This window comes from Enterococcus sp. LJL51 (genome assembly GCF_049894025.1).
GTDB lineage: Bacteria > Bacillota > Bacilli > Lactobacillales > Enterococcaceae > Enterococcus_L.
Map to the genome: position 1 here is coordinate 123,398 of NZ_JBNEQE010000003.1, position 14,371 is coordinate 137,768.

15 protein-coding genes are annotated in these 14,371 nt (G+C 39.0%); 6 read left to right on the forward strand and 9 right to left on the reverse strand.

The features are described from left to right. Positions 1–50 precede the first annotated feature (50 nt). From ACPWSO_RS04590 to ACPWSO_RS04605, 4 genes are read left to right on the forward strand one after another with little or no spacing between them, the layout of a single operon-like run. A complete protein-coding gene (locus tag ACPWSO_RS04590) occupies positions 51–1,106 on the forward strand; it encodes a hypothetical protein (protein WP_426081645.1) in 1,056 nt (351 codons plus the stop codon). Beyond that, positions 1,103–1,765, forward strand: a complete 663-nt coding sequence (locus tag ACPWSO_RS04595; RefSeq protein WP_426081646.1) for a TPM domain-containing protein — start codon at positions 1,103–1,105, stop codon at positions 1,763–1,765. The genes ACPWSO_RS04590 and ACPWSO_RS04595 overlap by 4 nt, the downstream gene beginning before the upstream one ends. A gap of 22 nt (positions 1,766–1,787) precedes the next feature. Then, positions 1,788–2,903 (forward strand): TFIIB-type zinc ribbon-containing protein, encoded by a 1,116-nt coding sequence (locus ACPWSO_RS04600; RefSeq protein WP_426081647.1) that lies wholly within the window; start codon positions 1,788–1,790, stop codon positions 2,901–2,903. Continuing rightward, complete coding sequence (locus ACPWSO_RS04605; protein ID WP_426081648.1) at positions 2,900–3,715, forward strand: TPM domain-containing protein; 816 nt, start codon at positions 2,900–2,902, stop codon at positions 3,713–3,715. The genes ACPWSO_RS04600 and ACPWSO_RS04605 overlap by 4 nt, the downstream gene beginning before the upstream one ends. 59 nt (positions 3,716–3,774) lie before the next feature. On the opposite strand, the gene ACPWSO_RS04610 is transcribed toward ACPWSO_RS04605, so the two are convergent. The 7 genes from ACPWSO_RS04610 to ACPWSO_RS04640 all read right to left on the reverse strand — a co-directional run bounded on the left by ACPWSO_RS04610 (position 3,775) and on the right by ACPWSO_RS04640 (position 9,568). Beyond that, positions 3,775–5,004: a zinc-binding dehydrogenase gene (locus ACPWSO_RS04610; protein WP_426081649.1), complete on the reverse strand. Its 1,230-nt coding sequence runs from the start codon at positions 5,002–5,004 to the stop codon at positions 3,775–3,777. An 18-nt stretch (positions 5,005–5,022) separates the two neighbouring features. Then, positions 5,023–5,883, reverse strand: coding sequence for a mannose/fructose/sorbose PTS transporter subunit IID (locus ACPWSO_RS04615; protein ID WP_426081650.1), 861 nt, complete (start codon positions 5,881–5,883; stop codon positions 5,023–5,025). A gap of 12 nt (positions 5,884–5,895) precedes the next feature. Beyond that, positions 5,896–6,711 (reverse strand): PTS mannose/fructose/sorbose transporter subunit IIC, encoded by an 816-nt coding sequence (locus ACPWSO_RS04620; RefSeq protein WP_426081651.1) that lies wholly within the window; start codon positions 6,709–6,711, stop codon positions 5,896–5,898. Positions 6,712–6,725: 14 nt separating this feature from the next. Continuing rightward, positions 6,726–7,214, reverse strand: a complete 489-nt coding sequence (locus ACPWSO_RS04625; RefSeq protein ID WP_426081652.1) for a mannose/fructose/sorbose PTS transporter subunit IIB — start codon at positions 7,212–7,214, stop codon at positions 6,726–6,728. After that, the gene (locus ACPWSO_RS04630; protein ID WP_426081653.1) at positions 7,215–7,628 is read right to left on the reverse strand and encodes a PTS sugar transporter subunit IIA; all 414 of its coding nucleotides are present in this window, start codon (positions 7,626–7,628) and stop codon (positions 7,215–7,217) included. 10 nt (positions 7,629–7,638) lie between these two features. Next, a complete protein-coding gene (locus ACPWSO_RS04635; protein ID WP_426081654.1) occupies positions 7,639–8,433 on the reverse strand; it encodes an SDR family oxidoreductase in 795 nt (264 codons plus the stop codon). A 190-nt stretch (positions 8,434–8,623) separates the two neighbouring features. Continuing rightward, on the reverse strand, positions 8,624–9,568 hold the full coding sequence (locus ACPWSO_RS04640; RefSeq protein WP_426081655.1) for a sugar-binding transcriptional regulator: 945 nt from the start codon (positions 9,566–9,568) through the stop codon (positions 8,624–8,626). A 181-nt stretch (positions 9,569–9,749) separates the two neighbouring features. Between ACPWSO_RS04640 and ACPWSO_RS04645 the strand changes: the two genes are divergently transcribed. Further along, a complete protein-coding gene (locus tag ACPWSO_RS04645; protein ID WP_426081656.1) occupies positions 9,750–10,583 on the forward strand; it encodes a MerR family transcriptional regulator in 834 nt (277 codons plus the stop codon). 220 nt (positions 10,584–10,803) lie between these two features. Next, positions 10,804–11,040 carry a hypothetical protein gene (locus ACPWSO_RS04650; protein WP_426081657.1) on the forward strand — a complete coding sequence of 79 codons (237 nt, stop codon included), beginning with the start codon at positions 10,804–10,806 and terminating at the stop codon, positions 11,038–11,040. Positions 11,041–11,231: 191 nt separating this feature from the next. On the opposite strand, the gene ACPWSO_RS04655 is transcribed toward ACPWSO_RS04650, so the two are convergent. Beyond that, positions 11,232–13,271: a HelD family protein gene (locus ACPWSO_RS04655; protein ID WP_426081658.1), complete on the reverse strand. Its 2,040-nt coding sequence runs from the start codon at positions 13,269–13,271 to the stop codon at positions 11,232–11,234. 112 nt (positions 13,272–13,383) lie between these two features. After that, positions 13,384–14,154, reverse strand: coding sequence for a MerR family transcriptional regulator (locus ACPWSO_RS04660; RefSeq protein ID WP_426081660.1), 771 nt, complete (start codon positions 14,152–14,154; stop codon positions 13,384–13,386). Between the last annotated feature and the right edge of the window lie 217 nt (positions 14,155–14,371).

Here is a 14,371-nt window from a genome sequence, read left to right on the forward strand (position 1 = left end):
CAGCTTGATATTGACTACTTTTGGAAAATAAAAAAACAGAGGAAATAATCATGCCTATACACACATATCATTGTCCCAATTGTGGTGCTCCGCTATCTTCTAATTTTGATTCAGAAGCTTCTTCGTCAACTTGTGCTTTTTGTCTAAGTACAATATACATTAAGCAAGATGATAAACCTCTCCAGGATGAATCAGATCAAACAGTAGTAGTTATTACATCTGAAACACAAGATGATGACTTACTCGTACCAGAAGAAGAGGCTTTAGAAGAACCACTCTATATGTATTGTTGTCCAGAATGCGATTTTCATATGTTGCTTACAGATAAGGAATCTAGCTCTTTCTGCTTCTCATGCAGCAAAAATCTAATATTTGAAGGGTTGGCCGAAGCTGAACAAATCCCTCACAGGCTCATCCCTTTCTCCCTATCTAAAGAGGAAGCAATCACAGCAATTCAAAAAGAGCTAAAAAAAATTCCAAGCCTAGAGTCGGACTTTTTTTCAAACAACCATCTACAAACAATCAAAGCTGTCTATTTCCCCAACTGGGAGATGAATTTTCAAATGAATAGTGAAGTAATTTCTATTAATAAAAAGAAGCAAAAATTTAAATATACTGGTCAGATATTATTTCGTAATTTATTTAAATCTAGCCCTAACCTAAAGCAAAATATACGTATTTTCTGTGATTCAGTTAAACCATTCAATAGAGATGCAGTTCAACCAATCTCTATTGAAATGCTTGAAAACCATCAAACACTTATGGACAACTTAACAACAAAAGACTTAAGAGCCTCTATTTTACCAGAATTAACTGATTCTGCTTCTAAATTAGTAAAAGCAAAGCTTTTTCCAAAAAAGGGTGAGAAATTGCTCTCTGATACGGTTTCTTTGTCTAAAGAGTCATACGTACAGACACTCCTGCCGGTTTGGGTTCTTTGCGAAAAAGATACTTCCTATTTTATTTCTGTCAATGGTCAAACAGGTAAAGTCTCTGGTTGCTATCCGGCTAAGCCTTTTTCTAAAGGGATTCGTTTCGTTCTAACTAGTGTCCTCACCTTTTCGACTGTATTATTCGTGCTATATTTTTGGAGAATTATTTTATGAAAAAAATTATAATTTTTTTGAGTTTATTTGTTTTCTTATCATTTCTAATCATGGCTACTTCTAATAGAAGCAGTTCTTCGCCATTGAATGACTATGCTGGACAATTTACTTCTGATCAAAAAGAAATCTTAGAAGAAAAGTTAAGGTCATTCAAATATAAAACCGACATTCCAATAAAATTAATAACTACAAGCGAGAATGATGGAAAATCAACCGAAGAATTATTGAATGATAACTATGACGCTTTTCTGAGCAACAAGCGTTTTAAAGGTAACGGGATTCTCATACTCTTTGATAGAGATGCTCAAATTCATATGATTAAAGCAGAAGGTATTATTGAATCAATTGTTACTGAAGAAGAAATTCTGGCATCAAATAATTACGCATTCAACGCTGGATTGCTTTTCTCAGGAAGCGTAGGTACCATTGAGTTTCTAACTAAAAAAGCAACAGCTTATTTTGAAGCCAATCCACAATTACGTCCTTCACCTGGACTTCAAGATACCGATTATTTGTGGGCTCTTGTTCTAACCGTTATTGTTGCAGGATGGGGTATGGGTGGCTCTAGTTTATACTCACCTGCCTATCAAAAAAACAATACTGTCTCTAACGACTTTGGAACTTACACTCTAATCAATAAACAAGAGATCTCTGATTAATATATTTTAGAAAGGAGTACTTATGGAAAGTTCATTTACACACAAGTGTCCCAACTGTGACGGACCACTCTTTTTTGATCCGAAGGATCAGAAATTTCACTGTGAATATTGCTTAAGTATTTTCACTGAAGAAGAGGTAACCGCCTACGAGAAAAATCAAAAGGAAGCACGGCTTCAAAAAACACCTGATGAAGCTGCACAGGAGACAGATACTTCAGCAGCAGAAAAAATGACAAGTGAAGCTCAAACAAGCAGCGGTGACTTGGAACTGTTTACCTGTGCCAGCTGCGGCGCAGAAATTGTAACGGATGCAACTACTGCAGCGACCTACTGTTATTATTGCCATAATCCGGTTGTATTATCTGGTCGAATCAGCGGGAAATTTCTCCCGGATAAAGTTCTCCCTTTTAAAATTGAGAAGGAAGAAGCGGTCAATAGATTCCTTGACTGGACTAGAAAAAAGAAATTTATTCCAAAAGATTTTTTTAATGCCTCGCAAATTGAAAAGATGACTGGGGTTTATTTTCCCTACTGGTCGGTTGACTCTGATATTACTGGTCAGCTGAACGCCACTGGGACAACGGTTCGTGTTTGGCGCGTAGGAGATATTGAACATACTGAAACAAAACAGTTTGCTGTCGGACGAAAAGGAAAGCTTTCCTTTAAGGAACTAGTAAAAAATGCGTTATCAAAGAACACCCAGCAAAAAATGGTCGAGGTTGTTCAACCGTTCCCACTGGAACAGGCGGTTCCTTTCAAAAGCCAGTATCTATCAGGTTTTCAGGCTGAAAAACGAGACATTGAATTTGAAGCACTTAAGGCGGACATTGAGCAGGAGCTAAAAGGATATTCTAATCAATTGTTGAAAAATTCCGCTTCCGGCTACACAACTTTAACAGGCGTGAATACGGACATCCGTATCGACCGGCAGCAGCAGGATTATATTTTATTACCTGTCTGGCTAGTTACTTATAATAACCGTTCAGGTGATGATAAAATATATTATTACGCGATGAACGGTGTTACTGGAGAAACGCACGGTGAACTGCCGATTAGCTTCAAACGCCTTCTTTTCGCAGGGTTTGGCATTTTTGCAGTCCTCTTTATCCTCTTTATGATTGGGGGATATATGATATGAGAAAATATCGGATAATAGCTGCAATTCTTTTAGGCTTTTTACTTTCTTTCCCTCTATATGGGGAAGCCTCATCAGTAACAGTGGATGACCAAGCGGGTCTTCTAACGACTGAACAGGCACAGCAGTTAAATGAAAAAGCAAATGAAATTGAACGAAAGGCAAAGGCCTCTGTTTTCATTGTAACCAATACAGATAATACGGTAGACTCCACCCGCTTTGCCGATCAGTACATGCTTGATAAAATTGGAAAAAATCAGAACGGTATTACTTTGTACATCGATATGAATCAAAGAAAATTTATCATCTCTACATCTGGAAATATGATTGACTACATGACAGACAGTCGGATTGAAAACACGCTGGACAACATGGAATCTTATATGAGTGATGGCCAATATTTTCAGGCAGCTGACAGCTTTTTAGGCAATGTCAGCACCTACTTTGACGACGGCGTTCCCAAAGGGCACTATCGCGTAGACTCAGAAACCGGTAAAATCACGTATTATAAAGTATTGACCCCTTTTGAAATTGCTGTTGCTTTCATCGCAGCACTCGCGATTAGTGCTTTATTCGTTTGGCTGACAATGTCTAAATATAGACTAAAATCCGCAAAGCATAGCTATCCGGTTTATGAGAAATCCTCATTACAATTAACTGAAAAAGAAGACCGCATGACCAACTCCTTTATTACGACACGTAAGATACCACGAAACACATCTGGTAGTGGCGGCGGTGGAACTAGAGGCGGTGGCGGCAGTACTACACATACCACTGGCGGCGGTACCTTTGGCGGCGGCGGACGCAGCTTTTAATTAAAAAGAACGAATGTTTATTGGAAAGAAAGTAAATTTCCAATAAACATTCGTTTTTTTTATATTTCCGGGAAATGCTTTAATACATAATCCTCCGCCTCTTTGGACCAAATTCCCTGATTGTCAGCTAGGATTTCTGCTAAGGCTTTATCCAGCTGTGCTATTTCGTTCAGAGCTGTACGTTCAAAGCTTTTATGAGTGTAGACCAGCTTTTTCCCGCCGCCAATTTCAGGTTGGGTCAAAGTCGTTTCTCCAACTGCATTCAATCCTAAAATATGGGTTACTACATTAGCTACATGAACTTTTCCATTTTCAATCAGTTGAACTGCTTTTCGCATATCATCTGTATTGCCGCCGGAAGTACCTACATAATGAGTAAATGAATAGTGTAAATCATAAAAATTAATTGGTGCAGCAAACTCCTTATTCTGCGGTCCTGCAAAAAAGTTCAAACAGCCATCGGGATTCAATAAAGCTGAAGCCTCCTCTAACACTTTAGCAACCGGAATCATAACAAAAATATCATCAAATTTTCCATTAATAGTTTTTTCTAAATGCTCTGCCTGATTTTCCACATTTCCTACATTTACATAAAAAACTTCAATACCATCCTGACTCGGATATAATCGCGCTGCCCGCTCGAGCTTTTCGTCGTTGACATCCGTTACAACAATTCTTTTCGGCTTTCTTTCCCCGTGTAACGCATAATCTATTGCCAGCAGTCCCATCGGACCAGTCCCGCCCATAATCAATAAATCTCCGTCTTTTTTTATCCCCATCTGATGCTCATAACTATTCTCAATCAAATGAAAATTTGCTTCAAAAGCACCAATTACACAAGATAATGGTTCAATTAACGAACCTTCGAAATACGTTTCTCCATTATATGGAATCAGACAATTCTGTTCCATAACATCTTTTGAAAGAATGATATAAGTTGCATCTCCTCCAGTATAAGGGTAGGAATATCCTGGACAATCTGGACGATCCGGCAGCTGCAAGTTGGCTTGAACAACATATTTTTCACCAGCTTTAAAGCGATTATGCCAGTTTGCACCAACTTCTAGCAGCTCTCCACAAAATTCGTGACCAATAATAATTGGATTTTCAGCGAGATTATCTGGTGCCTTTTTGTGATCTGCTCCTTGATTCGCCAGTTTCCAGGTGGACATACAAATACTATCTGTGATAACCGAAGCCAGGATTTCATCCTCGGTAATTTTTGGCAGCTCAAATTCTTCCAGCCGAAGATCCTTTTTTCCATATAAGCGTATTGCTTTTGTTCTCATCTTTTTTCTTCCCCTTCTCTACTGTAAAATTCCCAATCCATACCCGGCAATTCCAACTGCAAATAAAATAAAAATTAACAAAATTGGACTAATTTTCTTCTTCAACAGTTTCATCATTAACAAAGTTAAACCTAAAGCTAATAGTCCAGGTATTAAATCGTCCAGAATATTCTGTACAGTAGTTACAATTATTTCTCCATCGGCTCCCGGTGTTTCAGAAACAACAAGAGGAACATTGATGGTTGTCCATTTTGTAACCAAAACGCCCATTATGAATAATCCTAAAATCGTTGCTCCTTCAGTCAATTTCTGCAGCAAATTTCCAGACAGGTCTTGAACAATATCCAACCCTTTCCTAAAACCGTAAGTCAGACCAAACCATTTCATTGCTAAACGAATAAGATTAAAGACTAGAAAGAAAAATACCGGTCCCAACAAATTACCAGTCAATGCTAAAGAAGCGCCTACTGCTGCTGTAATCGGGCGCAGCGTACCCCAAACCAATGGATCGCCAACTCCTGCCAACGGTCCCATCAATCCGACCTTTAGGCTGTTAATCGTTCCATCATCAATCTCTGCTCCGCTAGCTTTTGCTTCCTCCATAGCAATCGTTACGCCAATAACGGGTCCACATACTGCTGGTGTCGTATTAAAAAATGTCAAATGACGCTTCAAGGCTTCTGCCTGCTCCTCTTTTGTTTTATAGACTCTTTTAATTGTCGGAATCATATCTACGCAAAATGCCAGCGCATGAATTCGCTCATAATTAAACGAGGCCTGTTGAAAATTTGAAAAAACAAACGTTGTCATTAAATCCTTTTTGGTAATCAGAGATTGCTCCTTTTTTTCTACTGGAGCCGTTGTATCCGTTGCTTCCATTTTTTCTCCTCCTTAATCTTCCAGTTCATCATCTGCAACTGCTGACACACTGCCGGCAACCGCTGGCTCTCCTAGCTCAGTGCCCTGCTTCTTGAACTCTGGATTCAGTTGAACATAAATTAGCGCAGTTATCAGACCAACTACTCCAAATGACAGTAAACTGAATTCTAAATAACCGCCCAATACGAACCCTAAATAGAAAAACGGCATTAAGTACTTAACACTCATCATGTTCAAGACCATAGCATACCCAACAACTACAATAAAACCACCGGCAACAGCCAACCCGCCAGTTACTATATCGGGAATCGCAGAAAGCATGGTATTAACCATCTCAGCACTGACAAAGGTTGCTATTATAACAGCTGGAATCGCAACCCGCAGAGCTTGAACAAAAAGAGCGCTGAAGTGAAGAAAAATAATTTTATTAAATGCTGCTTTTTCTGCTTCTTTATCTGCTGCATGCTGGAAAGCGACTGTAATTGTTCGGGCAATCACGGTTAGTACTTGGCCGGCAGCTGCAACTGGCAAAGCGATAGCGATGCCTGCTTGAATATCCTGTTGACCAACAACAACTAAAATCGTAGAAATGATACTAGCTAAAGCTGAATCCGGTGATTGGGCGGCACCGATATTCATCCAGCCAAGTGCAATAAGCTCCAAAGTGCCTCCCAGAATAATCCCGGTTGTCAAATCACCAAGAATTAAGCCAATTACTGTACAAGCGATTAATGGTCTGTGGGTCTGAAACTCATCTAAAACACTACCCATTCCTGAAATAGCTGAGAAAATAAAAATAAGAATAATCTGAATGACTGAAAGTTCCATAGTATAACCTCCTTTTAAACTACTGCTTCCTTAAGTTTCGCTTCAAAATCAATTTTTGAATCAGTTGCAACTACCCTGCAATCTAATTCCACACCGGCAGCTTTTAATCCTCTAAACGCTGCTACATCCTCTGGGCTTACAGAAATAGCTTTAGTAATTTGCGTCTTACCATTCCTAAACTGCATACCGCCGATATTAATCGATGCCAATGGCACTCCTTGTTGCACCAGCTCCAATACCTCTGTCGGATTAGTAAATAGATAAAAGACTGTTTCCTTCTCATATTTGGGATTTTGAAAAACCTTTACTGCTTTTTCTACATCAACTATATTTACTTTTATTCCTGGAGGTGCTGCTTGCTTGACCAGTGTTTTCCGTATACTGTCCTCATTCACTTCTTTACTTACTACGATAATTCGTGAGGCTCCTGCTTCTTTTGCCCAAACCGTTGCAACCTGTCCATGAATTAAACGATCATCAATTCTAGCTAAACGTATCTCCATCTATAATTCCTCCTCGTCTTCAACCTCATCCTTCGAAAATAATTTAACTGTCTCAGGGATCATCTCTTTAATCTTGCATACGATTTCATTTATTGGCATTATCTTCAACTGACCTGCAATTTCCAGTACCATTGGCAGTGACATACCTGAGAGAACCTGTATATTCTGTGTTGACTCCTTCATTGCCAGACTACAACTTGCATTAAATGGAGTGCCACAATATAAATCTGTTATAATCAGTGCCGTTTCTGCATCTGCCAACGCATACCTAAGCTTTTCTTCCAGACTATCCAAACCATCCTCTGTATTAAACACTACCGGAAAAAAATCATCTGCTTTTCCAAAAATCATTTCCAGTGAGTTTTTCATTTCTACCGCTAAGCAGCCATGTGCTACTAAAATTACTTTTGTCATAGTCTTTCTCCTATCCCCTAGTCTTTCCTCCTGCAACATTCAATGTTACACCACTTATGTAGCTGGCTTTATCTGAAATAAGATAAGCGACTGTATCAGCAACTTCGGATAGCTTTCCACTTCGCCCTAGCGGGATAGTTGCCGTCTGACTATACCCTTCTCGAATAGCCTCTACCGTTTTCCCTCTAGTGTAAGCTAGCGCTGTCTCGTAAGCTAAAGTTCGAAGACCAGTTTCTTCCATAATTCCGGGTGCAATCCCTACAACTCGAATCCCTTCCTTTCCTAACTCTTTCGACCACGAACGGGTGAAACTGTTAACTGCTGCTTTAGTTGCAGCATAGCAGCTTTGTCCCTCCGACCCTTCTAAACCTGCTTCCGATGACATATTGATAATGACCCCTGAATGCTGCTTTAACATAATCTTGCTGACTAACTGACTAGCAAGATAAACACCTTTTTGATTAATCATAGTCATCTTATCAAATAGATCATCTGTTAATTCATAATCACTGACATTCCTTTTATCTGACAACAACGCCGGAACATTTACTCCCGCATTATTTACCAGAGCATCTACTCTACCGAATTTATCAATAGTAAAATCAACCATCTGCTTCACAGATTCTCTCAATGCTACATTGGTCTGAACAAAGAAATAATTACTATGCGTGAATGCTCCTTCATTAATATCTGCATTAACAACAAATGCACCTAAGTTACATAGCTCTTTTGCAATGGCTTCCCCAATTCCTGAAGAAGCTCCTGTTACGATAACAACTTTATTCTCAATATTTAACCAGCTCATTTTTCTCCCTCACTCACATTTGATATTTTACATTAACATTTGTGATATCACAAATTCATTATATGTATATGCTTTCACAATGTCAATACTTTTTTCACGTTTGATATACAGAAATCACGTTTGTTATTCTTACGAAAACTAAAAAACAGGCAGTCTGTTAACAAACTACCTGTTTTTGTTGCTAAATTATTTATTTTAATGCTACTATTTTTCTTGCGGTTTCTTCAGTTGTTATCAAGGTTGTTAGCAGATGTCCTTTTAATGCAGCACGAATACCGGCAGCCTTTTCTAAAGATTCAGCTATCCCAATCCGTTCAGGAACATTTTGCAGCTGCTCCATTGAGATACCGATAATCCGACCATCCAAGTTGCTCCTTACCTGTCGTCCTTCTTTGTCAAAGAAGCGGGATACAATATCACCGGCAATTCCTTTTGTTTCCAGCTCTTTTAAAACCTCTTCTCCATAGAAGCCCTTCCAAACATCATTTTCACTTAAGATTGGACTACCGATTCCGAATACAGCAATATCCAGTTCCTGCCAAAGCTGCAGCAACTCTTGGTTAAACGAACCATTCATCAGGCCATCTCTTAATTCACTAGTTTCAGTAATTGCTGGAGAATCAATCATTAAAGCGTCACCAGTAATTTTTTTTGAAACAGCATAAGCAATCGTATTTACATGATACTCACTCGCCAGCTTTCCGGAAGGTCCTCCTATCATTGGTACACAAAGGATATTTTCAAAGGCTCTTGAAGGCATTTCTTCAGCCATCGCGGCAAGAGAGTGTCCCCATGAAAAACCAATCTTTAATTGATTTTTTAGATAAGAGAGAAAGCATTCGCCGGCAGCTTTACCTAATATATGTTCCTTCTGCTGTCTGGTTAAATCAGCAGCTACAGGAACAACAACTGCCTTGTTTAACCCAAATTGCTGTGTTAGCTCTTGTTCCAGTGAATAGCTAGTTGATTTGTCATAATTGATTGTAATTTGAACAATTCCTTCTTCTCTTGATTTTTTCAACAGGCGACTAATCGTCGTCCGATGAATATTCAACTCTTTCGCAATCTGACTTTGATTTTTGTCTTCTTGGTAATACATCTCCGCGATTCTCATCAGTAATTTTTCTTCATCCATAGCTTTGCTCCTTTTTCATCTGAACAAACTATATCATACAATGCACAATCGTGAAAGAGTAATATCATTTGTAAGCCACTCTTAGCTCCTTTTTAATTTTTTTACCAATTTCTCTTTACTCTAAACCTGCTTCATAGTTTATTATTAGAATATCAATTGATAAGCAACGAAAGGAGTACCAATGAATATTGCGCAATTTTCAAAAATCAGCGGTGTATCCGTCAGTACACTGCACTACTACGATCGACAGGGCCTTTTTTCTCCTAGCGGACGAATAGCTCAAAACGGCTACCGAACTTATTCAGCTGAACAATTACCTGAGCTGAATCAGCTGCTGGTTTTAAAGGATTCCGGCTTTAAACTTGCGGAGATTAAAGAGCTTTTAACGGACAGCCAAGCCTCTGCTACATTGAGTCAGCGGCTTGCCGAAAATATTACAGCATTGGAAAATGATATCTCTCAAAAAAAACAGATGATTCGCAGAATACAAACTAATTTATTTTTACTACAGAATGGAGGAATCCCCGTAATGAATGAGATTATTATAAAAACAGTTGAACCTATTTTAGGCGCCAGTATTCGACGGAGCTTTAAAAAGAAAAATCCAAAACAAACCTTTGATGCATTTTCAGAAGAAGTCTGGCATGAACTGGAAACTGCCATTCAAACATGTGGAGGGCAGGTGACTACTCCCTGTCTAACCATTTACCGTGAAGGCTTGTTCTTGAAACAGGAAAGCCCAATTATTGACCAGGAAATCATCGAGCCTTTGGTTAAAGAGTTGAAGCTTCCGCCAAACAGTGATGTAACACTGACAACTTTACCGGCAGAGCAGGTTGTTTCTGCTATTCATGAAGGAAAATTGAACAGTATTGGCGAAACTTATACTCAGATGTTGGACTGGATTGAACAAACTGGGCTGACTATCAGCGGATTTATCAGGGAGATTTATCATCAGGAAAACATCACCGAGCTTCAAATTCCAGTCAATGCTAAATCGTTAGAAAAATTTTAGCAGTTAACTAAAAAGAATGATCCAATCCTTTGAGTGAACGAGGATTGGATCATTTTTTTATTCATATTAAAAATCAAGAAAAAATTTTTTCACAGATTATCAAATCTACAACCAGAGACCGAATAATCAGCACTGAAAAGTCAGACCGAAGCAGGATGAAGAAAAAGCGTTAATTCTATAGAATAAGAGTAAGAGAGAAAGAAGAATGGAGGAAATAGAAATGAGAAGAGGAAGTAAAATTGTCGTAGGTGTCGCACTAATTGGAGTCATTTGTCTCATTGGTTTTTCTAAAGGGGCTATTTTCTATTCAAATGATTGGCAGAAAGAGACACGTTCACAGCTGGATAAGACTGCAAAAGAAATGAAAAAAGAGGCAAAAAATTTCCGTTCATCCTTAAAAAAGACATGGAAAGAAACTTCTGAAGATATTAAAGAAGAATGGATACATATTGATTAACCATGCATAGTTAAATCCTTTAGAAGCTTCTATATACAAAGCAGCCTCTTTTGTTTAAGAGCGGCTTTGATAACAGCCTTTGTTTAAATTTAATACAAAAAGAGAATTTGAGCCATAAGGGATGGTCAAATTCTCTTTTTTTGCGCAAAGCTGCATAACTGTTGGAACAGACTCAGCTTTTCCAAATATTTCTATGACTGTTTCAGCAGCTGAGAAGGCTGCTGATCGCTTTCAAGTAAATACAGTTCTGACATCGCCCGTGTACAGCCCACATACAAGAGATTTTTATCTAAGTTGGAATGATAGTTTTCCTCTGTAATATATGGAAGAATCACAACATCGAACTCCAAGCCTTTTGCTAGCGTGAAGGTTGTCAAATTAATGCCTCTTTTGAACTGCTTGCTGTTTTCATCTAAAACGTGCAGCTCCCTTTCTTTAAAAAAATTCTTGATTTCAGCAATTTCTTTCGAGTTCTTGCAAATGACACCGCATAGCTGACTGCCTGATGCAGAAAAACGGATGAACAATTCCTCTAGCTGTTTCATCTGATCAGTCAGATTTTTATAACGCTTTACTTCCGGTAATTTTCCGTGGCGCTCCACTGGAATCAGTTTTTGATCCGAAAGGAATCGCCGAGCGTATTGAATGATTTCGTATGAGGAGCGATAGCTTTTATTTAGCTCTACCGTTCTTCCGTCGGAGAAATATTTACTGATTTCTCGGCTGTTTAGTCCTTGCTCTAGTGAAATATTTTGAGAAACATCTCCTAAAATTGTTTTACTACAGCTGAACAGCCTGCTGATTACCTCGTATTGAATTTCTGAATAGTCCTGCATTTCATCAATAATCAGATGCTTGACGTTTTTGATTTCTTCCTGTCCCTCCCAACTAAATTTACAAAGAAGTAGCGGAAAAATATCTGAATAGCTGAGTGCTTCTTTGTTTTTGCTGCTGAACATCAGTCCTGTTTTGGAACAAAAATCTTTATAAATTGAAAGCGGGCTCTGATGTATCAATCTTTTTAAGAGCAGCTGGTGGATTTGCTTTTGAGTTAAGCTCTTTGCAGTCTGCTGCTCTTCCCTTTGACGAAGAAACAGTTGCTTCGCTAGTTCATCTACTCTGTCATACACGGAAGCGGAGCTGCTGCATAAGGCAAATAAATTGTTTAATGCCTCTTTTGACAGCTGCAGAGTTCCAGCCTCGATTCCTTTTTCAAAGGGAGCTTTAGCTACCTCCTCTAAGTAATTCTGCAGTTTTTTAGTGAATCCTTTTCGATTAATTTCTCTACAGCGTTTTGCTTGTTGGCTGTTGGGAAAAGCACTAAGATTATTTGTTTCTTTTAGGTAAGATGAATCAATCGTCAGTTGAGGTAAAAACGGCTGGAGAATAGTCCCTAACTCTTGTTGAATCAGCTCCTCTTCCCCAAGCTCCGGCAGTACGCCTGCGATAAAATCAGAAAATACAGCATTAGGCGAGAGAATCAGAACCTCAGAAGCCCGCAGACTCGTTCGCTTGTTGTAAAGCAGATAGGCGATACGATGCAGTGCAATCGATGTTTTTCCCGACCCTGCTACTCCTTGAATAATTAAATGCTTTGTTTGCTGATCTCGAATAATCTGATTTTGCTCTTTTTGAATCGTATGAATGATTGTCTTCATTTGTTCACTGGAAGAGTTCGTTAGTTCCTCCATCAAAACCTCGTCATGAAGAGCTTGATCGGTATCAACTACATATTGAAGGAGCCCATCTTCAACTTTAATTTGTCTTTTCTTTGTCAGCTCCCCTGAAAAGCAGCCGCTATCTGTTTGATATTCAGCAGTTCCTGGACCAAAATCATAATATAATGAAGCAACCGGGGCTCGCCAATCGTAAATCAAACTGTCTCCCGCAGCCTGGGAAAAACCAAAGCGCCCAATATAAAAACGCTCTGCTTCACTCTCATCATCATAGCAAAAGTCAATTCGTGCAAAGTAGGGACTGGATAAGGCATACCGCAGCTTTTGCTGACTCTGACGTTCTGCGCCGACCTGACGATCCATCGAAGCTAAGCTCTTCTGGTAGTCATAAACTTCGTATTTGTCCAGCTCATGGTGATAATCTACCGTATATTTTTTTAGTTCCATATAGCCGGCATCTGTTTTCTGTTCCTTGCCAAGAGAAATTTGAAATGCTTTCTCAAGCGTTTCTAGTGTTTTAGTCAAATGCTTTTGTTCTTCTGTCGAAATCGTCATTTTATCATCCACTCCTTTTCTGATAATAAAAACGGCTGTTAAAAATCAACAAATCTGCCATAGAAAAGAAGCATACCACCAATCAAAACCTTGGTGGTATAGTGGAGGGTTTTTAGTTAAACGTTCTGTTCATTTCTTGAAGTTTTTTCTTAACAAGCTTAGCATTTTTCTCAGCCAGTTCTAAAGAATCAATTAAGGTATCGCAGACACTAATGATTTCTTCATCAGCTGCTGGTGTATTAAGAAGTCCTGTGATTGCTGCTGCCGGCAGCGGATTATCTATAGTATTCAATAAGCGCAGGATTGCTTCAAGGGAATAGTTGGCATTGCGCAGAATCCGGATGATTCTTAGCCGGTTGATATCTTCTGCGGTATAGATTCGATAGTTATTATCCCGCCGTTTAACTAATAACAAGCCATTAAGCTCCCAATTACGTAATGCGTCTACTGTGATTGCCAGATAGTCAGCTGTTTCCTTGCGTTTCATCGGTTTTAGCTGTTCATTTTTCCCTGATAAAAGCGCCTCTACAGCTGTAATCGCTTCACGAGCCTGCTGTTGTTCTTTTTGAATTTGCTGGAGGTAGTCATCTGCCAGCTGACTGGCCTGTTCAAAATCTTTCTTTGCTGCCGACTGAATAACTCCAACCATTTTCTTCCGAAGTCCCTTCTGCAGCACCTCCACCTGAAAAGCAGTCTGAGCTAGTTGAATCATTGCAATATGAAAGTCGGTAAACCGCCGATAGCCGTTTTCTTCACGCTCAGCCTGCGGAATTAGTCCCCATTCTTCATAACGGCGAACTGTATTTGGATGCAGGCCCACGATTTTTGCTACTTCTGATGTTCTGTAGATGTTAACTGTCAGCCCCTCCTTTCTTCCATACAAACCTTGTAAAAAACAGCCTCACAACAATGCCAAGGACCAGCAGTATTTCCTATGAAATATTTTCTCAAAAGATCGAAATAAATTGTTTATTTAAATGAGTTGTGAAGCTGATTTTTGATGAACTTATAGAATTTTAGTCTACAAAGTTTATTTAGCGATTGTTTGTCCTTTTACCCAGCTGAATTTTCTAGTACTTCTGAAAGAAATTATACAGGTA

Bases quoted from the DNA above. Each gene is read 5' to 3' on its own strand.
- ACPWSO_RS04590 (WP_426081645.1), top strand. From the start codon at position 51: ATGCCTATACACACATATCATTGTCCCAATTGTGGTGCTCCGCTATCT.
- ACPWSO_RS04595 (WP_426081646.1), top strand. From the start codon at position 1,103: ATGAAAAAAATTATAATTTTTTTGAGTTTATTTGTTTTCTTATCATTT.
- ACPWSO_RS04600 (WP_426081647.1), top strand. From the start codon at position 1,788: ATGGAAAGTTCATTTACACACAAGTGTCCCAACTGTGACGGACCACTC.
- ACPWSO_RS04605 (WP_426081648.1), top strand. From the start codon at position 2,900: ATGAGAAAATATCGGATAATAGCTGCAATTCTTTTAGGCTTTTTACTT.
- ACPWSO_RS04610 (WP_426081649.1), bottom strand. From the start codon at position 5,004: ATGAGAACAAAAGCAATACGCTTATATGGAAAAAAGGATCTTCGGCTG.
- ACPWSO_RS04615 (WP_426081650.1), bottom strand. From the start codon at position 5,883: ATGGAAGCAACGGATACAACGGCTCCAGTAGAAAAAAAGGAGCAATCT.
- ACPWSO_RS04620 (WP_426081651.1), bottom strand. From the start codon at position 6,711: ATGGAACTTTCAGTCATTCAGATTATTCTTATTTTTATTTTCTCAGCT.
- ACPWSO_RS04625 (WP_426081652.1), bottom strand. From the start codon at position 7,214: ATGGAGATACGTTTAGCTAGAATTGATGATCGTTTAATTCATGGACAG.
- ACPWSO_RS04630 (WP_426081653.1), bottom strand. From the start codon at position 7,628: ATGACAAAAGTAATTTTAGTAGCACATGGCTGCTTAGCGGTAGAAATG.
- ACPWSO_RS04635 (WP_426081654.1), bottom strand. From the start codon at position 8,433: ATGAGCTGGTTAAATATTGAGAATAAAGTTGTTATCGTAACAGGAGCT.
- ACPWSO_RS04640 (WP_426081655.1), bottom strand. From the start codon at position 9,568: ATGGATGAAGAAAAATTACTGATGAGAATCGCGGAGATGTATTACCAA.
- ACPWSO_RS04645 (WP_426081656.1), top strand. From the start codon at position 9,750: ATGAATATTGCGCAATTTTCAAAAATCAGCGGTGTATCCGTCAGTACA.
- ACPWSO_RS04650 (WP_426081657.1), top strand. From the start codon at position 10,804: ATGAGAAGAGGAAGTAAAATTGTCGTAGGTGTCGCACTAATTGGAGTC.
- ACPWSO_RS04655 (WP_426081658.1), bottom strand. From the start codon at position 13,271: ATGACGATTTCGACAGAAGAACAAAAGCATTTGACTAAAACACTAGAA.